The sequence below is a fragment of the Arthrobacter pascens genome (assembly GCF_017052465.1).
In the GTDB taxonomy this organism is placed as follows: Bacteria; Actinomycetota; Actinomycetes; order Actinomycetales; family Micrococcaceae; genus Arthrobacter; species Arthrobacter pascens.
Window position 1 is genome coordinate 87,275 of the sequence record NZ_JAFHKT010000145.1, and the last position, 18,781, is coordinate 106,055.

Sequence of the window (18,781 nt, forward strand, 5' to 3'; positions counted from 1 at the left end):
GCCGCGCCTCCGCTATTCTTCCGGAGCCAGGGTGACGGTGACTCCGTTGAGGTCCCGGCTGAATCCCAACTGGCAGGAGAGCCTGGAGCCGCATTCCCGGTAGCCCTCGGCTTCGGCGAGCAGTTCCAGTTCATCCTCGCTGCGTTCACCCAGGGTGTCGAAGACCTCCTTCTCGAGAAATACGTGACAGGTGGCACAGGAAGCGGTGCCGCCGCACGAGGCCAGGACCGGAAGGCCGTTGTCACGCAGGGCCTCCATCAGGGTCTGGTCCGGCTCCCATTCGAGGTCGTGGGTGGAGCCTTCGCGGTCGACGACGGTGAGTTTGTTGTTGCTCATGGCTGTTCCTTAGATTCGGGCTGCCGCGGGGGCAGCGTCGGTGGGATCGGGGTCGGTGGGATCGAGATCCTTGAGAATCGCGTCCGCGAGGGGGATTCCGGGGTCCGCCGCCAGAATCGGTTCGATCAGGGCGCTTTGGGCGATCAGCTTCCGGGCCGGCCGGAAGTCGGCCAGGCCCGCGATGGTGTCGACGGCCGAGAGGCGGCCGTCACGGAGATAGACCACGGAGAACCTGCCGGTGAGAGGATCGCCGCGCACGATGACCTCATCCTCCGGGTGGCGCACCCCGGCGGTCTGCAGCCGGACACCGTGCTGGACGGTCCAGAACCAGGGGATTTCAGGATCTGCGGCCTCATGGCCGGTGATGTGGGCGGCAACTTTGTCAGCCTGCGCCACCGCGTTCTGGATGCATTCCAGGCGCTGGCTGGCGCCGTCGACCGGGCTGGTGAACCGCGTCACGTCACCGGTGGCGTAGATCGCACTATCGGACGTCCGGCAGTCCCCGTCCACCAGGATGCCGTCCCGGCAGTCGAGTCCGGCGTCTGCGGCGAGCTCCTGGTTTGGCAGCACGCCGATCCCGGCCAGGACGACGTCGGCCCGGAACACTTCGCCGTCGGCAGTAACCACCCGCTCGGCCCGGCCGCCTCCTTCAATCGCCGTGACGGCGGCGCCAAACACGAACCGCACACCGTGCCGCTCGTGGAGCCGTTCGAAATGGCGCGATACCGGGACGGAAGTGACGCGGCTCATCACACGGTCCTGGAACTCCAGGACCGTGACCTCGCAGCCCCGCGCGGCCGCCGCGGCGGCCACTTCCAGCCCGATGTACCCGGCGCCGATGATGGCAATGCGGGCCCCCGGAACCAGCATCCGCTTGAGTTCGAGGGCGTCGTCCCGCGTTCTCAGGGACTGGACCCCGGCGAGCCCGGCGCCGGGCACCGTAAGCGGCCTGGCCCGCGAACCCGTGGCGATGACGAGCCGGTGGTAGGCGTGACGGCTGCCATCGGACAGCAGGACTGTCTGGCCCTTCCTGTTGATTGACTCCGCGGTGCTGCCCGCCAGCCTGTCGATGCGCTTGTCCTGGTAGAACTTCTCCTTGCGCAGGACGGCGGACCCATCGGGCGCGCCGTCTTTCAGGAGGTCCTTGGAGAGCGGAGGGCGTTCATAGGGCGCCTCGTTCTCCGCGTCGAGCAGCAGAATGCCTCCTTCCCAGCCCCGGGCACGGAGTCCCGCAGCAACGGCAACGCCGGAATGCCCGGCGCCCACGATCACCACGGGAGCGGTGGTCCCGGCCATTGCTTCCCGCTCACGCATTGAACTGCTCCAGGATCACGTGGAGGTGCTCCGGCCCCGAATTCGTCAGGTTGTTTCCGCGCACGTATTCGATGGGCCTGTTGGGATCCAGGGCCAGGGATTCCAGCTTCTCGGCCAGCAGCTTCACCGTGACCAGGACCTCAAGCCGTGCGAGGGGCGCACCCAGGCAACTGTGGACGCCGTGGCCGAAGCCGAGGTGGCCGTCGGTGTTGCGGTCGATGTCGAAGCGTTCGCCGTCGGGGTATTTGCTGCTGTCCCGGTTCGCTGCGGCCGGAAGCAGGCGGACTATGGCCCCGGCAGGGATTGTCACGCCGGCGACCTCCACGTCCTCCGTGGTGATCCGGCTGGCGCGCTGCACTGTGCCGCGGTAGCGGGCCAGTTCCTCGACGAAAGGGGTGGCGTCGTCGGGGTTCGCGCGGATCCGGTCCAGCAGCCCGGGCTGTTCGCTGAAGACACGGAACGCGTTGGCCAGCAGGATGGTGGTGGTGTCGTGTCCGGCGACGAAAACAAAGGCGCAGAGTTCCTTGGCTTCCTTCTCGCTGAGCAGGCCGGTCTTCCACATCCGGGCAATGTGCCCGCCGACGGAGTCGCTCTCCTCGCGGTAGAGCCGCTCCATGGTGTCCTTCAGGTACGCGAAGAACTCGAAAGTGCTTTGCTCGTCGGTGCCGGTCCCCTGGGCGTTGCGGGCGAGCCGGCCGAAGTAGCTGAAGGTCTCGTCGGACCAGAATTTCATTTTGTCGAAATCCTCCGCCGGCACGTCCAGCAGGGCGCTGATGGTGGACATGCTGAGCGGAATCGCATAATCGTCGACGGCGTCGCCGCGGCCGGCAGCGAGCATCGGGGCCAGGTACTTTTCGGCGTTCTCGCGGACCCGCTCCTCAAAGCGGGCGATGGCCTTCGGAATGAAGGCCTGCGCAACGACCTGGCGAAGCCGCGTGTGGTGAGGGGCGTCGAACAGCGTGAGGAAGGTCAGCGGAACGGGGTCCACAACCTGGGAGGAGAAGACCTTCGGGGCACGCATCGCCCGGCGGACGTCGTCGTACCGGGAGATGAACCAGACATCAGATACGGGCGAGTGGGCCCGCAGCACGGGGGCGTTTTCCCGCATCCATTCATAGTGTGCGTAGGGATCGCCCTGCGTTCCGTCATCGACGACCTTGAACGGCGCCATTCCCTCGGGCCAGCTCAGTTCATGCGAATACGCGGGCAACTCTGTGCGTTCTCGGCTGCTTTCGTCCGCGGATACCGGGGGTGTTTCTGTCATGGGGGCAGACATCATCGTCCTTCTTTCCGGATTACTCGACGTGACCTACGTCTCAACTCACAATGCCGAGTTCAGCAGCTCCGACCCCACAGGACTTCCGTTCATCGGTTGTGAAAGTCCCTTGTCATCGATACCCCCCAGGGGTATATTGGTCGTGTTGTCAGTGAAGTGGTATGTCCAGGCCGGTGCGTTGCATCGCCGTCACAGCCGTTCAACCCCAGCACCCATAACTTCTCCTCAAGGAATGGACCTGACATGCGCGGAATCATGGAAAACCTCACTCAGCACCACAACCATTCCGCGGCCACCGCGCCCGGCCATCACGGCCATCACGGCCACCATGAAGGACACGGCCCCGACGATGACCACGTCGTCCACGCCCACGGCCAGCACGCCGGGCACAGCACGGCAATGTTCAAGGACCGGTTCTGGCTGACCCTCGTCCTGTCGGTGCCGGTGGTGTACTTCAGCCCGATGTTCGGGCATCTGCTCGGCTACATGCCGCCCGAGTTCCCGGGGTCAGCCTGGATCCCGCCCGTGCTGGGAACGGTGATCTTCTTCTATGGAGGCATGCCGTTCCTGAAGGGCGGCCTGAATGAACTCAAGTCCCGGCAACCGGGGATGATGCTGCTGATCGGCATGGCCATCAGCGTCGCCTTCGTTGCCTCCTGGGTCACCAGCCTGGGCATTGGCGGCTTCGACCTGGATTTCTGGTGGGAGCTGGCCCTGCTGGTAGCCATCATGCTGTTGGGCCACTGGATCGAAATGCGCGCCCTCGGCTCCGCCCAGGGAGCCCTGGACGCCCTCGCGGCCCTGCTGCCGGACGAGGCAGAACGCATCACGGACGCCGGGACCGAAACCGTGAGCATCTCCGAGCTCCGCGCCGGGGACATGGTCCTGGTCCGGTCCGGGGCGCGGATGCCGGCAGACGGCACCGTTATCGGCGGCCAGGCCGAGTTCGATGAATCAATGATTACCGGTGAATCCAAGACCGTGCTCCGGTCCGTCGGTGACCCGGTGGTTGCCGGAACGGTCGCCACCGACAACACCGTCAGGGTCCGTGTCAGCGCCGTCGGGGATGACACTGCACTGGCCGGGATCCAGCGGCTGGTCGCCGAAGCGCAGGCGTCCTCCTCACGGGCGCAGGCGCTGGCGGACCGGGCCGCGGCCTTCCTGTTCTACTTCGCCACCGTTGCCGGTCTCATCACCTTCATCGCCTGGACGCTGCTGGGAAGCGTCCCGGACGCCGTCACGCGGACCGTCACGGTTTTGGTGATCGCGTGCCCGCATGCCCTCGGCCTGGCTATCCCGCTGGTCATCGCCATCTCCACCGAGCAGGCAGCCCGCGCCGGAGTGCTGATCAAGAACCGGATGGCGCTGGAGCGCATGCGCACCATCGACGTCGTCCTGTTCGACAAGACCGGAACCCTCACCAAGGGCGAACCCGAACTCAAAGACGTCGCCGTTTCCGACGGCTCCAGCCGCGAGAGGCTGCTCGCCCTGGCCGCCGCCGCCGAATCCGACAGCGAACACCCCGTGGCACGCGCGATCGTCAAGGCAGCCAGCCAACAGGGCCTGGACATCCCGCAGGCCACAGGCTTCACCTCCATGACGGGCCGCGGCGTGCGCGCCGCCGTGGACGGACGCACCCTCCAGGTCGGCGGCCCCGCCCTCCTGAAGGAACTCAGAATCACCGAACCCGAAACACTGGCTGCTTCCACCCGGGAGTGGATGGACCGCGGGGCAGCTGTGCTGCACGTCGTGGCCGGGAACCGTGTCCTGGGTGCGGTGAGCCTTGAGGACGCCGTCCGTGAGGAGTCGCACCAGGCCGTCACCGCGCTGCAGAACCGCGGCATCAAGGTCGCCATGATCACCGGTGACGCCCGCCAGGTCGCCGAAGCCGTCGGGGCGGAGCTGAACATCGACGAGGTCTTCGCCGAAGTCCTGCCCGCGGATAAGGACAAGAAGGTCGCCGAGCTTCAGGCCCGCGGACTGAAGGTCGCCATGGTCGGGGACGGCGTGAACGACTCCCCGGCGCTGGCCAGGGCCGAGGTCGGCATCGCCATCGGCGCCGGCACCGACGTGGCCATGGAATCGGCGGGCGTGGTCCTGGCCGGCAACGACCCCCGCGCGGTGCTGTCCATGGTGGACCTGTCCCGGGCCAGCTACCGGAAGATGTGGCAGAACCTGGTGTGGGCCACCGGCTACAACATCATTTCCGTCCCGCTGGCCGCCGGAGTGCTCGCCTTCGCCGGTGTCGTACTCTCCCCCGCCGCCGGAGCTGTCCTGATGTCCGCGTCCACGATCGTGGTTGCGCTGAACGCCCAGCTCCTGCGACGGGTGAAACTGAACCCCGCCGAGGTTCGTTGACCCGGAAGGAGGCACACCACCGGGGACACCGGAAGCCGCCGGCTCCGAGCCGGTAGCCTAGAAAAACGCAGCCCGAATGGAAGGAGGAACGTCATGGCCGCATCCCCCCGGAACGTCGCGTCGGTGTTCCTCCACCGTGCGGGCCTGCTCGCCGGCATACTGGCAGTGCTCGCCGGAATCCTGGGCATGCACGTCATCACCGGCGGCCACAGCATCCACTCCCCGGCCGCCCTCACTGCCGCCGCCGGCGCCGGCGCGGGACACACACACTCCGCGGCAGCGGATGGTCATGCGGAGCAGGGCGCCACCGACCCTTCCCCAGCCCATCATTCTTCAGACGGGCACACTGCTCCCAGCATCGTCGTAGACCAGTGCTCGTGCTCCGATAGCTGCGCAAGCATGCACACGATGACGGTCTCCTGCACACCGTCGGGGACGACCGGGTCACTGTCCGTCCCGCTTCCGGGCCCGGCGGTTTTCGGCGTCATCTCCAACGCCAGGGCACCCGGGGCGGTCCCCGGGTCCTATTCCTACCGTCCCGGCAGTCCTTCGCCGGGTGAGCTGTCCGTCAGCAGGACGTAAAAAGGGGACCGCTTTGCGCTGGGAGCGACCGCTTCCAGGCGCACGTCCCTTACTGAGCCCCCTTTCCGGGGCCACCAGACCGCATCTGGTGATGCATGCTCCCCCGACGGCGCCATGCGCCGACTGACTTTGAAGGACCTGATTTTCCATGAACAAGAAGCTCTTGCCCCTTTCCGCCACCGCCCTCGCCGCGGTCCTGGCCCTTGCCGGCTGCGCCAGCGGGTCCGGCACCGGAACATCCGGCACATCCATGCCGGGCATGGACCACACCAGCTCACCCGCCAGTGCGCCCGCCACCAGTGCCCCGGCTGCGGCCGCGGACCACAACGCCGCGGACGTCACGTTCGCGCAGATGATGATTCCGCACCACGCCCAGGCCGTCCAGATGAGCGACATGATGCTGAAGAAGCAGAACGTCCCTGCAGAAGTGACGGCCCTGGCCACGAAGATCAAGGCCGCCCAGGGCCCGGAGATCGACATGATGTCCGGCTGGCTGAAGAGCTGGAGCGAGCCCGCCCAGATGCCCTCGGGCCATACCAGCCACAGCATGAGCGGCATGATGGGCGATGAAGACATGAAGAAGCTCGACACTGCCCAAGGCGCCGCAGCGGCCAGGCTCTTCCTGAATCAGATGATCGCCCACCACGAAGGCGCGATCATGATGGCCAAGACGGAAAACACCGCAGGGAAGAACTTCGACGCCGTTCAGCTCAGCAAGGACATCGTGGCCGCCCAGGAGGCCGAAATCCAGGAAATGCAGAAGCTGCTGGCCGGCCTGTAACCGGCGCTCCATCCGGCGCCGGCCCTGCCATCCCTTCGGCCGGGCCGGCGGCTAGCGCCGGGTCGCCGCAGCGGCCTTCAATGCCCGCGATATCCCGTGGGCGGCTGTCAGGAGCGCAGGAACAATCAAAGGCACGGCGGCTTCCTGCCGCGGAACGATGGCGTTGAGCGCGGCCGCAATGCCGTTGTCCGGGCCAAAGACGGGCACGGCAATGCCGGTCCATTCCGTGACGCCGATGCCCGGCAGTGCCACGTAGCCGCGCTGCCTGATGTCGGCCAGGTGCTTCCGGATGAGGCCCGGGTCAGTGATGGTTTCAGGGGTCACCGCCGCCAGCGGGCGCGTCAGCACCTCGTCCTGGAAGCGTGCCGGAGAGAAGGCCAGCAGCACGAGGCCGGACGAGGCCGCGTGAATCGGCATTCGCTGGGCAATGTGGGCAGCGTCCAGGCTGGATGCAGGCGAGGACAGACGCTCCACGTAGAGCACCGTCCCGTGGTCCAGCACTGCCAGCGTGGTGTGTTGGTGGACGGCCGCCTGGACATCGTCCATGAAGGGCAGCGCGAGCTCACGAAGGTTCAGCGCACGCGAACCCCGGGCGGCCAGCTCCCACATCCGCATCCCGGAGCGCAGGTTCCCGTCCGGCAGCCGCTCGATCAGGCCGTGCAGGACCAGATCGTCCACGAGCCGGTGGGCGGTGGTCAGGGGCAGGCCTGCGCGGCGGGCCAGGCCGGAGAGCGTCATGGTCGGCAGGTCCCGGTCGAACGCACTCATGAGCCGCACGACGCGGCTGATCACCGATTCACCCGATGGCGAGTTTGCCATGGACGCCTCCGGCCGGGCGCCTTAGCCGGCTGACACGTTGGCCGTGCGGTCCGCACCGCGGGCAGCCGCGAGCGCGGCGATGTCGCGGCCTGCGCGGTAGCCGAACACGAGGGCAGGCCCAATGTGCGAGCCGTAGCCCGGGTAGCCGCCGCCGAAAACACTCACCGCGGCCGCGCCGACGGCAAGGAGGCCGGGGATGGCCGTTCCCTCAGCGGTGACCACTTCCGAGTGCTCGTTGACGCCAATCCCGGCGAAAGTGCCCAGGTCGCCCATCTGGATCTTCGCGGCGTAATACGGGCCCTTGCCCACGGGGGCGAGGTTCGGATTCGGCGTGTGCTCCAGGTCGCCACGGAAGTGGTTGTAGAGGGTGGAGCCGCGACCGAATGCCGGATCCTCTCCGCGCTCAGCGGCGGGGTTGAATTCGGCCACGGTCGCGGCGAGGCCCTCGGGGTCGATGCCGAGCTTTCCGGCAAGTTCCGCCAGGGTGTCCCCCTTGACCAGGTAGCCGGTCTTGTAGAAATACCCGCGCGGCATGGGCCAGGGCTTGGCATAGCCGATGCCGTATTTGTGCATCGTCTTGGCATCGCCGACCACATACCCGAACGTCTTGTCCTTGTCCTTGTTGTGGCCGATCATCGCGCCGCCGAAGTCGTGGTAGCTCAGGGCCTCGTTGCCGAAGCGCTTGCCGCGGCGGTCGACGGCGATCAGGCCGGGGAGGCCGATAGCCCGCAGGTGTGGAAAGAGCCGCTGTTGGCCGTTGAGGTACTTGAAGACGGTGACCGGCGCCCAGGAACCGACGCTGAACACGGAATCGTCGATGTGCCCGCCGGCGCTGATCGCCAGGGTGGCGGCGTCCCCGCCGTGGCCCACGGTCGGCGTGAAGTGGTCGTCGCCGTCGGCGTCGTGCGGGAAGTACTGCTGCCGCAGTTCTTTGTTGCCGGAGAAACCGCCCGCGGCGAGGATGACGCCGAGCCGCGCCGTCACTGTTGCCGCATGCTCACCGCCGATCACGGCGCCCGTGACGGTTCCGGCGTCGTCGCGCGTCAGCGACAGGGCCGGTGAAGACTTCCACAGGCGCACGCCCAGGTCATCGGCGCTCTTGACCATGCGCGTCATCAGGGCGTTGCCGTTGGAGCGCAGGACGGGACGCTTGTACCGGGCGGCGTCCGCCCACGTGCGCAGCAGCTTCTTGGCCACATAGACGAACGACCTGACCGACTGGTTGACGTGGAAGAACTCGTTGATGTCCGGCCCCACCTGCGGCATGTAGCCGAACACTGTGTAGGAACTCATGTACGGCTGCATCAGCAGGCGCTTGTCCCCCAGTACGCGCGCGTCAACATCCTGCGGCAGGATGGCACGGCCGGACAGCTTCGCCCCGGGAAGGTCCATCTGGTAGTCCGGAGACTTTTCCGGGTAGGTGAACTTCACCTCGGTTTCGTTCTCGAAAAAGGAGATCGCCTCGGGCACGGTCTCCAGGAAGTCCCGGACGCCAGCTGCGTTGAACGTCTCCGGGGCCAGGTTTTTCAGGTATGTCTCGGCTTCTGCCCTGGTATCGCCCTGCGCCACGCCCTGCTTGTTGCCGGGGACCCAGGCCCAGCCGGCGGATATGGCAGTGGTTCCGCCGAAGTACTGTTCCTTTTCCGCAACGATCACGCTCAATCCCCGCGAAGCGGCCTTCAACGCCGCGGCCATCCCGGCCACGCCCGAGCCAATGACGAGGACATCGCAGACCATCTTCTTTCCGGTTTCACTCATGGTTCCTGCTCCCGTTCTGCCGGCTGCCCGCATCCTTGCGGCCAGCGGCCTAGACTGCCAAACCCCCAGTAGACCCGGCGGCACCGGCGCCCGGGAGGAGGATTACCATTGAGCGGGAATCCGAAGGAGGAAACGTGGCCAATTCCCCATCGGGCGAGTCGATCATCGGCCGCTTCGTCAGGATCGTGAGCGCGTTCGACGACCGCCACACGTCCATGAGCGTCGCCGAGCTGGGGCGCCGGACCGGCCTGCCTGTGACCACGACCTACCGACTGGTCAACGACCTGCTGCTGGAACGGCTCCTCGAACGCGAACCCGGCGGCGACATCCACATCGGCACCCGCATGTGGGAACTCGTCTCCCGTGGATCCAAGATGCTGGGGCTGCGGGAGGCTGCCCTGCCGTTCATGGAGGATGTCCAGGCAGTGGTGCAGCACTCCACCACCCTGGGCATCCTGGATTCGGACGAGGTCCTGTACATCGAGCGGCTGGGCTCCGACAAGACAATCGTCGACATCACCAAGATCGCCGGCCGGCTGCCCGTGCATGCCACGTCCTCGGGCCTGGTCCTGCTGGCCCACTCCCCCGCCGCCTACCAGGACAGCTTCCTGGCCCGGCCCCTGACCAAGTTCACCGAAACCACCCTGACCGATCCCGCTGTGCTCCGGCGCCACCTGGCCGAGATCAGGCAGCGCGGCTTCGCTGCCATGCCGGGCGTGATCGTGCCGGAATCCAGCGGCATTGCCGTGCCCGTGTTCGGCCCGGACAACACCGTCCGCGCCGCGCTCAGCGTGGTGGTGCCGCGCAACGAGGAAAACACGGCCGCCCGGGTGCCCGTCCTGATGGCGGCGGCCCGCGGCATTTCCCGGTCCCTGGGCTGGCGGGGCGAGCTGAAGGGCACTCTTCGCCAGAGTCACTGAACGAAGTCACTGAACAGAGTCACCGAAAGTTGGTTTTTCCGTTCATCGGTAATCGTGTGGTTCCAGTCACAGCCCTCCTGCCAGTCTGGCTGGGACGCAGCGACGAGGCTGCAGGAGCACGAGGAGCACCACATGAACCCCACACAGCACCGGGTGGCCGGAAAGACCGCCATCGTCACCGGAGGGCGCGGAGACCTGGGCAGCGCCACCGCCGCCCTGCTGGCTGAACACGGCGCACGAGTTGCCAGCCTGGACGTTGCCGGCATCCCTGCCGCCTCGGCCCATGCCAGCATCAGCGAGTACGACGTCGATGTCACCAGCGAAGACAGCGTCGCCGACGCCGTCCGCCGGGTCCGCAACGAACTGGGCACACCGGACGTCCTGGTCAACGCCGCCGGAATCATCGGCCCGGCCGGCGCGTCCCACACGGCATCCGTCCCGGACTTCGATTTAATCTTCAATGTCAACGTCAAGGGCGTCTGGCTGATGACCAAGCACGTGGTCCCCGGCATGATCGAAAAAGGCACCGGGAGCATCGTCAACTTCTCCTCCATCCACGGCATCACCGGCGGCAGGAACGTGCCGCTCTACCACGCCACCAAGGGCGCCGTCCGGCTCCTGAGCAAGTCGGATGCGGCGGCCTACGGAAGTTACGGCATCCGGGTCAACTCCATCCACCCCGGATCCATGAACACACGGATGAGCCGCCGCTCGGCCGAACAGTCCGACATCGGACCCGAGGCGTACTACAAGCAGCTGGTCGGCTCCAATCCGCTGCCCCGCCAGGGCCAGCCGGATGAGATCGCCTACGGCGTGCTGTACCTGGCCTCGGACGAATCGCGCTTCACCACGGGCTCCGAGCTCGTGATCGACGGCGGCTACACCGCCGTCTGACCCGGCCTCCGCAGGCTCAGGCCGCGGCAGCCCCTTCGCAGAGATACAGCGCGGAACTCTGCGCATGCTTCCTTCCTTTTGAAAGGCAATACCCATGAAATTCGTCCAAGGAACCGCAGCGGAAAACTACGACGTCGTCGTCGTCGGCTCCGGTGCCGGCGCCCTTACCGCGGCGGCCACCGCAGCCCGTGCCGGCAAGTCGGTCCTCGTCCTCGAAAAGAGCGAACTGCTGGGCGGCACCTCCGCCGTCTCCGGCGGCATGCTCTGGGTGGCGGACAACCACCACGCACGGAAGGCCGGCATTGCTGATTCGAAGGAAGCCGCCGCACAGTACGTGCGCGCCGTGGCCCGCGGACGCGGGCGCGGGGAACTGCTCGATGCGGCATTGGACTATGGCGACCAGATGCTGCGCTTCGTCGAAGAGGAGTGCGGCGTCCGCTTTATTTTCCTCGACAACTTCCCCGACTACCGGCAGGACCTGCCCGGTGCCGTGGAGGGCGGCCGCACGGTGGAGCCCGAGCTGTTCAACAGCAGGGAAGCCCTGGGCCCGCTCAGGGAGCACGTGCGCAGCGACGGCCGGGCGCCGTTCACCATGCAGGAATACGAAGAGTGGGGTGCCTTCACCAAATTCCCGTGGGACGTACTGGCCGGCCGCCAGGACGAGGGGCTCGTGGCCAAGGGACAGGCGCTCGTCTCCATGCTGCTCGCCAGCCTGGTCCGCGACGGTGCCGCCCTGGTCACAGGAGCACGCGGGCACCGCCTGCTCACCGACGAGGGCCGGGTGACCGGCGTCGAGCTTGAGTCCGGCGAACGCTTCACGGCGAACGACGGCGTGGTGCTGGCCACCGGCGGCTTCGAATGGGACAAGGCCCTGGCCGACTCCATGCTGGCCTCACGGCTGTACACCATGTGTTCGCCGCCCTCGAATACCGGGGACGGGTTGCGGATGTCCCAGCGCATCGGCGGCCAGACCCGCGGCACCCGCGAAGCCTGGTGGGCGCCGATGTCCGTCACCGGAGACACCCGCGACGGGAAGCCTGTGGGCACCCTGCTCCGCTTCGAACGCCAAGGCCCGGGTTCGATCATGGTGAACCGCCATGGCCGCCGCTTCTCCAACGAATCCCAGAACTACAACGACCTCGCCCGCAGCCTGCAGTCCTGGGACTCCGCCGCAAACCGCACCCTGAACACGCCGGCCCACGTGATTGTCGATCACGCGTACCTGGAGCGCTACGGCATCATGGCGCACCGCGCCGGCCAGCCGACCCCCGGCTACCTGATCGAGGCGGAAACCCTTGAGGAACTGGCCGCAAAGATCCACGTTCCGGCGGAGAACCTCGCCGCGACCGTGGCGCGGTTCAACAAGTACGCGGTCAGGGGCGAGGATCCCGACTTCGGCCGCGGCGAAAGTGCGTACGACAAGTACTGGGGCGACGACGACTGCCCGTGGCCGAACCCCTCCCTGGGTCCGCTGCAAACCGGACCGTTCTACGCCCTCGAAGTGGTCAACGGCGCGTTCGGCACAAACGGCGGCGTGGCTACCGACGGGCTGGCCCGCGTGCTCGACGTCGACAACCGCGCCATCCCTGGCCTGTTCGCCGCCGGAAACACCACCGAGAACGCCTACGCGGCAGGCTATCCCGGCGCCGGGGCCACCCTTGGACCGATCATGACCATGGGCTACCTCGCCGGACGCACCCTCGCCGGCCAGACACCGGAGTACCGGTCGGCTGGCGAGGCTGCCGAGCAGGATGGGCAAACCGCGGAACTGGTGGGTGCCTGAGATGATCCGCCACACGGTGCTCTTCAAGTTCAAGCCGGGATTCCCTCCGGCCGACAAGCAGGCCTGGATAGCAGGCCTCAACAACATGGCCGGCAAGATCCCCGGCATGCTCAGCCTCAGCCACGGCGCGGACGTCCTCGGCACCGAGCGCTCCTTCGACTACGCCATCGTGGCCGACTTCGAAACGGTCGAGGACATCGCGGTGTACAACACCCACCCGCTGCACGAGCCACTGAAGGCGTACTCGTTCCCCAACAGCCAGCAGATCCTCTCGGTGGACTTCCACCTCGGGGACACCTCTGCGGCGACCACTAAGACAACGCAGTCTTAAGGAGACTCCCATGCAGTCTGCATCCACACCTGAGCCAGCAACACAACAAGCTCCCCGGAAAACGCCAGTCAAGGCCGCTTTGGCGTCCTTCCTCGGCAGCACGCTGGAGTATTACGACTTCTTCATCTACGGAACGGCCGCCGCCCTGGTGTTCCCGCACCTGTTCTTCCCGTCCGCCGACCCTGCCATCGGCCTGATCGGTGCCTTCGCCACGTTTGGCGTCGCCTACGTGGCGCGGCCGGTCGGCGGGCTGGTCATGGGCCACTTCGGCGACAGGCTGGGCCGGAAGAAGATCCTGCTGCTGACCCTGGGCATCATGGGCCTCGCGTCCCTTGGCATCGGCTTCCTGCCCACCTATGAGCAGCTTGGTGTCTGGGCACCCATCCTCCTGGTCACCGGCCGGCTGGCCCAGGGCTTCTCCGCAGGCGCGGAATCGGCAGGTGCGTCCACGCTGACGCTCGAGCACTCCCCCGACGGCAAGCGCGGGTTCTTCACCAGCTTCGTGATGACCGGCTACGCCTCCGGCATGGTGCTGGCCACCCTCGTGTTCATTCCGGTCACCGCGCTGCCGCAGGAGGCGATGATGAGCTGGGGCTGGCGCATCCCGTTCTGGCTCTCCATCGTGGTCCTTGCCATCGCCTACTGGGTCCGGACGCACCTGGACGAGACGCCGGTCTTCGAAGAGGCCCAGGAGCAGAACAAGGTAACCCCAATGCCCGTCAAGGAGGTGCTCCATTTCCAGGCACCGGATGTGCTGCGCGTTGCCGGCATGTCGATCATGTCCGTGATGCAGACGATCTTCACGGTTTTCGGACTGGCATACGCCACGTCCACCGCAGGATTCGACCGGGCGTCCATCCTGACGGTCAACGCCGTCGCCATCGGCCTGTCCATGTTTGCCATGCCGCTGGCGGCAAAGCTTTCGGACCGGATCGGCCGCCGGCCCCTCCTGCTCACCGCCGCAATAGGGTGCTCAGCCACGATCTTCCTGTACTTCCTGGCGCTGTCCTCCGGCAACATCGTCCTGGTCTTCCTGGCGGCTTTCCTGAACATGACCGTGCTCTACTCGGGCTTCAACGGCATCTGGCCGGCATTTTTCGCCGAGCAGTTCGCCGCTCCGGTCCGCTACACCGGCATGGCACTGGGCAACCAGCTGGGCCTGGTCCTCGCCGGGTTCGGGCCGATGATCGCCGGCATGCTGCTGGCCCCGGGCGCCACCGGCTGGATTCCCGTGGCAGTCTTCGGCACCGTGTGCATGCTCATTGCCGCGGCGTCCGCGTTCTACTCCCGCGAGACGTTCAGGACGCCGATCGACGAACTGGGCGGTCCGTATCTGGAGGGCACCGCTCGTCGCCGCAGGTCAGCCACAGCCGAGCAGCCGCAACAGGCCGCCCTGTAGCGGTGATTGACGATGACTGACATCCGCCAGAGCCTGCCGGAACGCCGGCACGACGGTCCGGTGCAGCCGCCGGACGATCCCGGGACGGTCTGCGGATGTGCCGTTCCCGGCACGCTGACCTGCCTGCCATGGGTCGGACTGCTGCACGAGCACACAGAGGCATGACGTCCGTCCGGCGAGGGTTCTAGCACCCGGTCAGGTGCCGCCGGGGCCGCTCCTGCCGATAAAAGTAGCGGCCGGCCTCCCGGAATCCTGACCGGGCATACAGCTCCCTGGCTCCTGGATTGGCTGCGGTCACCAGGAGCCAGTAGCCATCCAGCTTCCGTGCCGCGCCGGCCCCCAGCAATGAGCGCAGGACGCGGGTCGCATAACCGCGGCGCCGGGCGTCGGGTCGGGTGGCCATGCAATACAAACCGCCGTAACCGCCGGCGAGGGCGAGCCGTCCGACGGCGGCCGGCCTGCCGCCGTCGTCCCTCAGCAGGGCGTACAGCGAGGGGCAGCCGGTGAGGATGGCCCGGGCGGTCTCCAGCGCCCCGGCGCCGCCGCGGCCGTCGACCGACCACCACAGCTCCAGCCATTCCGCGGAGGGATGCTCGGCGAGTTCGACGGCGGCATCCGCCGGCAGCGGACCCACCTGCAGCGGACCCTCCGGCGCCGCCGGCCCCATCGCCATGACGAGCGTTTCGGACTGATTGGTGAAGCCCAGACGGTCGAGCAGGGCATTCAGCGGGGCTGCAGAAGCGTTGTCGAAGACCTGGTAAATCACCGGCAGCCGGCGCTTCCGGTACCACGCCACGGCCTCCCGCGCGGCGGCCGCAGGGTCCGCCGCGGACGCGCGCGGCCAGACGGAGTTCGCCCGCTGCGTCACGCCCTCAGCGGCCCGGAGCACCCACTCGCCCGTGTCGTGGCGGTCGGGCGCCGGCCACGCGGCGTCCATCAGCACTTCCAGGGCGGGGATTGGGTCGGCCGTCATCGAGGTCCTCCTTCTGCGGCTGCCGGGTGTCCAGCCAAACAGCAGGGGCTCCCCGTTTCCGGGGAGCCCCATATTGGCTAATGCGTGGAAGCGCAGCCTGTTGCAGCTACTCTCCCTGCTTCGCCTCGGGCTTCTTGGCCTCGGGCTTGAAGTCGACGCCGGCTTCCTTCCGCTGCTGCGCGGTGATGGGCGCCGGAGCGTCCGTGAGCGGGTCATGGCCGCCGCCGGACTTCGGGAACGCGATGACGTCGCGGATGGAGTCCACCCCTGCCATCAGGGCAACAACGCGGTCCCAGCCAAAGGCGATGCCGCCGTGCGGGGGGGCGCCGTACTTGAACCCCTCGAGCAGGAAGCCGAACTTGGTCTGCGCATCCGCCCGGTCGAGTCCCATGAGCTCAAAGACGCGCTCCTGGACATCGCGCTCGTGGATACGGATTGAGCCGCCGCCGATTTCGTTGCCGTTGCAGACGATGTCGTAGGCGTAGGACAGCGCCGATTCCGGATCCTTGTCGAAGGAGGCCAGGAACTCCGGCTTGGGGGACGTGAAGGCGTGGTGGACGGCCGTCCACTGGCCACCGCCCACGGCGACGTCGCCGGATGCCACAGCGGCGGCGGCCGGTTCGAACATCGGCGCGTCCACCACCCAGCAGAAGGCCCAGTCATTGGGGTCGATCAGGCCTGTGCGGTGGCCGATCTCCACGCGGGCCGCGCCGAGCAGCGCACGGGAGGGCGTCTTCTCACCGGCGGCGAAGAAGATGCAGTCACCGGGCTTGGCGCCTACGGCGTCGGCCAGGCCGGCACGTTCGGTGTCGGTGAGGTTCTTCGCCACGGGGCCGGCGAGCTCGCCATCTTCCTTGTACAGCACGTATGCCAGGCCCTTGGCTCCGCGCTGCTTGGCCCACTCCTGCCACGCGTCGAGGGCGCGGCGTGCCTGGGATGCGCCGCCTGGCATGACGACGGCGCCGACGTACGGTGCCTTGAAGACGCCGAAGTTGGTGTCCTTGAAGAATTCGGTCAGCTCGGTCAGTTCCTGGCCGAAGCGGAGGTCCGGCTTGTCGGAACCGTAGCGGGCCATGGCGTCCGCGTACGTGATGCGCTGGATCGGCGTCGGGATCTCGACGTCGATCAGCTTCCAGAGTGCCTTCACGATGTTCTCGCCGAGCGAGATGATGTCGTCCTGGTCCACGAAGCTGGCTTCGATGTCCAGCTGGGTGAACTCCGGCTGGCGGTCGGCGCGGAAATCCTCGTCACGGTAGCAGCGGGCGATCTGGTAGTACTTCTCGAACCCGCCCACCTGCAGCAGCTGCTTGAAAAGCTGCGGCGACTGCGGCAGCGCGTACCAGGAACCCGGCGCCAGGCGTGCGGGGACAACGAAGTCGCGGGCACCTTCAGGCGTCGAACGCGTCAGGGTCGGGGTTTCGATTTCCACGTAGCCCTCGCGGTGCAGGAGCTCGCGTGCTACGCGGTTGGCCTCGGAGCGGAGACGGAGGTTGCGGCTGGGGCCGGGACGGCGGAGGTCCAGGTAGCGGTGCTTGAGCCGTGCTTCCTCGCCCACTTCCACGTGCTCGTCGATCTGGAAGGGCAGCGGCTCCGCGGTGTTGAGGATGATCACCTTGTCCGCCATGACCTCGATCTCGCCGGTGGCGAGTGCCGGGTTCTCGTTGCCCTCGGGGCGCTTGGACACCGTTCCGGTCACCTGCAGGACGTATTCGTTGCGCAGGCCGTGGAACACCTCTTCCTCACGGACCACGATCTGGGCCACTCCCGAAGCGTCACGCAGATCGACGAATGCGACACCACCGTGATCACGGCGGCGACCTACCCAGCCGGCCAGGGTTACGGTTTGTCCAATATGCTCGGAGCGGAGCGACCCGAGGTCATGTGTGCGCAGCACAACATTCCTTTCAGAAGGAAGACAGAAATTTCATTAGGATCGTTGCGGAACGATCCCGTCCGAGTTTACCCGCTGGAAAGGTCCCTGCCCCGCCATGACGAAGCATCAGCGCCTGCAGCGGAGGCTTGGTGTGTTTGACGCCACGTCGATCGGCCTCGGATCCATGCTGGGCGCCGGCGTCTTTGTGGTCTTCGCCCCGGCCGCCGGGCTGGCGGGAACGCTGCTCGTCGCGTCCATCGTCATCGCGGGCACCGTCGCCTATTGCAACGCCGTGGCGTCCGCCCAGCTCGCCGCCAAATACCCGGAAAGCGGCGGAACGTATGTCTACGGCCGCAAGCAGCTCGGAGAATGGCCGGGCTTCATCGCCGGCTGGGGGTTCGTGACCGGCAAGACCGCATCCTGCGCGGCCATGGCGCTGACCTTCGGGCAGTATGTCGCCCCGGGATACGCGACTCCGTTGGCCATCGCGGCCGTAGCAGTGCTGACCGGCGTCAATCTTCTGGGCATCACCCGGACGGCCTTCCTGACGCGCATCCTCCTGGGCATCGTCCTGGCCACCCTCGCCTTTGTGGCTGCCGCCAGCATCCTGGGCCCCCATCCGGTGGACGCCGCACCCGCCGCGGCAGCTCCCGACGGCGCAGGCAGCGCCTGGGGTGTCTTTCCCGCCGCGGGCCTGATGTTCTTCGCGTTCGCCGGATACGCACGCATCGCGACGCTCGGCGAGGAGGTGAAGGACCCCGCCCGGGTCATCCCGCGGGCCATCCTGGGCGCCCTTGCGGCAGCGTTCGGCATCTATCTCGCCTTGGCTCTGCTGCTGCTGGAGCACCTTCCGCTGTCCCGGCTGGCAGGATCCGAGGCCCCGCTGCTGGAAGCGGTGCGGACTTCGGAGTTGGCCGCCGGGGCCGCATTCGTGCAGGCCGGAGCCGCCGCGGCGTCCCTGGGCGCACTGCTGGCACTCATTACGGGCGTGGGGCGCACTGCCATGGCCATGGCGAGGGAGGGTGATTTGCCGGGTCCGCTGGCCCGGATCGGGGGACGCCACACGGTGCCGTTCGTCGCCGAACTGGCCGTTGCCGCCGTCGTGGTTGTGCTGTTGCTGACCAGCAACGTGCTGACGGTGGTGGGCTTCTCCAGCTTCGGCGTGCTGGTGTATTACGCGGTGGCGAACGCGGCGGCGTACAGCCTTCCGCACCGTCCGTGGCACGCGCCGAGGTGGCTCAATGCCGCGGGGCTTGCGGGCTGCCTGGTCCTGGCATTCACGCTGCCGCCGTCGTCAGTCCTGACCATGGCGGCTGTGCTGGCCGCGGGCGTGGCGGCCCGGGCGGTGGTGCTGCGGCGCCGCCGCAGCACCACCGGGTAAAAC

The 18,781-nt window shown here is 67.2% G+C and carries 17 protein-coding genes; 10 read left to right on the forward strand and 7 right to left on the reverse strand.

What is annotated here, in order from left to right; genetic code table 11:
- Window positions 1-12 precede the first annotated feature (12 nt).
- The 3 genes from JYA52_RS14810 to JYA52_RS14820 are packed head-to-tail and all read right to left on the reverse strand — an operon-like array spanning window position 13 to window position 2,914.
- Window positions 13-336 (reverse strand): 2Fe-2S iron-sulfur cluster-binding protein, encoded by a 324-nt coding sequence (locus JYA52_RS14810; protein ID WP_205653933.1) that lies wholly within the window; start codon window positions 334-336, stop codon window positions 13-15.
- A 9-nt stretch (window positions 337-345) separates the two neighbouring features.
- A complete protein-coding gene (locus JYA52_RS14815; protein WP_205653934.1) occupies window positions 346-1,650 on the reverse strand; it encodes an NAD(P)/FAD-dependent oxidoreductase in 1,305 nt (434 codons plus the stop codon).
- Entirely contained in the window at window positions 1,643-2,914 is a 1,272-nt protein-coding gene (locus JYA52_RS14820) for a cytochrome P450 (protein ID WP_205653935.1), read from the reverse strand. The genes JYA52_RS14815 and JYA52_RS14820 overlap by 8 nt, the downstream gene beginning before the upstream one ends.
- 267 nt (window positions 2,915-3,181) lie before the next feature.
- Between JYA52_RS14820 and JYA52_RS14825 the strand changes: the two genes are divergently transcribed.
- The 3 genes from JYA52_RS14825 (at window position 3,182) to JYA52_RS14835 (ending at window position 6,647) form a co-directional block, all read left to right on the forward strand.
- The gene (locus tag JYA52_RS14825) at window positions 3,182-5,284 is read left to right on the forward strand and encodes a copper-translocating P-type ATPase (RefSeq protein WP_205654097.1); all 2,103 of its coding nucleotides are present in this window, start codon (window positions 3,182-3,184) and stop codon (window positions 5,282-5,284) included.
- 93 nt (window positions 5,285-5,377) lie between these two features.
- Window positions 5,378-5,866 (forward strand): DUF6153 family protein, encoded by a 489-nt coding sequence (locus JYA52_RS14830; protein ID WP_205653936.1) that lies wholly within the window; start codon window positions 5,378-5,380, stop codon window positions 5,864-5,866.
- 148 nt (window positions 5,867-6,014) lie between these two features.
- Window positions 6,015-6,647 carry a DUF305 domain-containing protein gene (locus JYA52_RS14835; RefSeq protein ID WP_205653937.1) on the forward strand — a complete coding sequence of 211 codons (633 nt, stop codon included), beginning with the start codon at window positions 6,015-6,017 and terminating at the stop codon, window positions 6,645-6,647.
- A 51-nt stretch (window positions 6,648-6,698) separates the two neighbouring features.
- Here JYA52_RS14835 and JYA52_RS14840 read toward each other — a convergent pair whose 3' ends face one another.
- Both JYA52_RS14840 and chcC2 read right to left on the reverse strand, forming a co-directional pair.
- On the reverse strand, window positions 6,699-7,466 hold the full coding sequence (locus JYA52_RS14840) for an IclR family transcriptional regulator (protein WP_205653938.1): 768 nt from the start codon (window positions 7,464-7,466) through the stop codon (window positions 6,699-6,701).
- A 21-nt stretch (window positions 7,467-7,487) separates the two neighbouring features.
- Window positions 7,488-9,224: a 4-oxocyclohex-2-ene-1-carboxylate 5-dehydrogenase gene (gene chcC2 / locus JYA52_RS14845; RefSeq protein WP_205653939.1), complete on the reverse strand. Its 1,737-nt coding sequence runs from the start codon at window positions 9,222-9,224 to the stop codon at window positions 7,488-7,490.
- A gap of 134 nt (window positions 9,225-9,358) precedes the next feature.
- On the opposite strand from chcC2, the gene JYA52_RS14850 reads away from it, so the two are divergent.
- The 6 genes from JYA52_RS14850 (at window position 9,359) to JYA52_RS14875 (ending at window position 14,716) form a co-directional block, all read left to right on the forward strand.
- Window positions 9,359-10,144 (forward strand): IclR family transcriptional regulator, encoded by a 786-nt coding sequence (locus tag JYA52_RS14850; RefSeq protein ID WP_205653940.1) that lies wholly within the window; start codon window positions 9,359-9,361, stop codon window positions 10,142-10,144.
- 132 nt (window positions 10,145-10,276) lie between these two features.
- Complete coding sequence (locus JYA52_RS14855; RefSeq protein WP_205653941.1) at window positions 10,277-11,038, forward strand: SDR family NAD(P)-dependent oxidoreductase; 762 nt, start codon at window positions 10,277-10,279, stop codon at window positions 11,036-11,038.
- A 94-nt stretch (window positions 11,039-11,132) separates the two neighbouring features.
- Window positions 11,133-12,821: a 4-oxocyclohexanecarboxylate 2-dehydrogenase gene (chcC1, locus tag JYA52_RS14860; RefSeq protein ID WP_205653942.1), complete on the forward strand. Its 1,689-nt coding sequence runs from the start codon at window positions 11,133-11,135 to the stop codon at window positions 12,819-12,821.
- Window position 12,822: 1 nt separating this feature from the next.
- Window positions 12,823-13,152, forward strand: coding sequence for a Dabb family protein (locus JYA52_RS14865; protein ID WP_205654098.1), 330 nt, complete (start codon window positions 12,823-12,825; stop codon window positions 13,150-13,152).
- 10 nt (window positions 13,153-13,162) lie between these two features.
- A complete protein-coding gene (locus JYA52_RS14870) occupies window positions 13,163-14,551 on the forward strand; it encodes an MFS transporter (protein WP_205653943.1) in 1,389 nt (462 codons plus the stop codon).
- A gap of 12 nt (window positions 14,552-14,563) precedes the next feature.
- Window positions 14,564-14,716 carry a hypothetical protein gene (locus tag JYA52_RS14875; RefSeq protein ID WP_205653944.1) on the forward strand — a complete coding sequence of 51 codons (153 nt, stop codon included), beginning with the start codon at window positions 14,564-14,566 and terminating at the stop codon, window positions 14,714-14,716.
- Window positions 14,717-14,735: 19 nt separating this feature from the next.
- Here JYA52_RS14875 and JYA52_RS14880 read toward each other — a convergent pair whose 3' ends face one another.
- Both JYA52_RS14880 and aspS read right to left on the reverse strand, forming a co-directional pair.
- Window positions 14,736-15,524, reverse strand: coding sequence for a GNAT family N-acetyltransferase (locus JYA52_RS14880; protein ID WP_205653945.1), 789 nt, complete (start codon window positions 15,522-15,524; stop codon window positions 14,736-14,738).
- Window positions 15,525-15,630: 106 nt separating this feature from the next.
- Entirely contained in the window at window positions 15,631-17,418 is a 1,788-nt protein-coding gene (aspS, locus tag JYA52_RS14885; RefSeq protein WP_205653946.1) for an aspartate--tRNA ligase, read from the reverse strand.
- Window positions 17,419-17,512: 94 nt separating this feature from the next.
- Between aspS and JYA52_RS14890 the strand changes: the two genes are divergently transcribed.
- A complete protein-coding gene (locus tag JYA52_RS14890; protein ID WP_205653947.1) occupies window positions 17,513-18,778 on the forward strand; it encodes an APC family permease in 1,266 nt (421 codons plus the stop codon).
- Window positions 18,779-18,781 lie beyond the last annotated feature (3 nt).

Excerpts from the sequence above, each read along its gene's own strand:
- JYA52_RS14840 (WP_205653938.1), bottom strand. The coding sequence starts at position 7,466 with ATGGCAAACTCGCCATCGGGTGAATCGGTGATCAGCCGCGTCGTGCGG.
- chcC2 (WP_205653939.1), bottom strand. The coding sequence starts at position 9,224 with ATGAGTGAAACCGGAAAGAAGATGGTCTGCGATGTCCTCGTCATTGGC.
- chcC1 (WP_205653942.1), top strand. The coding sequence starts at position 11,133 with ATGAAATTCGTCCAAGGAACCGCAGCGGAAAACTACGACGTCGTCGTC.
- JYA52_RS14870 (WP_205653943.1), top strand. The coding sequence starts at position 13,163 with ATGCAGTCTGCATCCACACCTGAGCCAGCAACACAACAAGCTCCCCGG.
- JYA52_RS14810 (WP_205653933.1), bottom strand. The coding sequence starts at position 336 with ATGAGCAACAACAAACTCACCGTCGTCGACCGCGAAGGCTCCACCCAC.
- JYA52_RS14820 (WP_205653935.1), bottom strand. The coding sequence starts at position 2,914 with ATGACAGAAACACCCCCGGTATCCGCGGACGAAAGCAGCCGAGAACGC.
- JYA52_RS14890 (WP_205653947.1), top strand. The coding sequence starts at position 17,513 with ATGACGAAGCATCAGCGCCTGCAGCGGAGGCTTGGTGTGTTTGACGCC.
- JYA52_RS14825 (WP_205654097.1), top strand. The coding sequence starts at position 3,182 with ATGGAAAACCTCACTCAGCACCACAACCATTCCGCGGCCACCGCGCCC.
- JYA52_RS14855 (WP_205653941.1), top strand. The coding sequence starts at position 10,277 with ATGAACCCCACACAGCACCGGGTGGCCGGAAAGACCGCCATCGTCACC.
- JYA52_RS14875 (WP_205653944.1), top strand. The coding sequence starts at position 14,564 with ATGACTGACATCCGCCAGAGCCTGCCGGAACGCCGGCACGACGGTCCG.
- JYA52_RS14835 (WP_205653937.1), top strand. The coding sequence starts at position 6,015 with ATGAACAAGAAGCTCTTGCCCCTTTCCGCCACCGCCCTCGCCGCGGTC.
- JYA52_RS14830 (WP_205653936.1), top strand. The coding sequence starts at position 5,378 with ATGGCCGCATCCCCCCGGAACGTCGCGTCGGTGTTCCTCCACCGTGCG.
- JYA52_RS14880 (WP_205653945.1), bottom strand. The coding sequence starts at position 15,524 with ATGACGGCCGACCCAATCCCCGCCCTGGAAGTGCTGATGGACGCCGCG.
- JYA52_RS14865 (WP_205654098.1), top strand. The coding sequence starts at position 12,823 with ATGATCCGCCACACGGTGCTCTTCAAGTTCAAGCCGGGATTCCCTCCG.
- JYA52_RS14815 (WP_205653934.1), bottom strand. The coding sequence starts at position 1,650 with ATGCGTGAGCGGGAAGCAATGGCCGGGACCACCGCTCCCGTGGTGATC.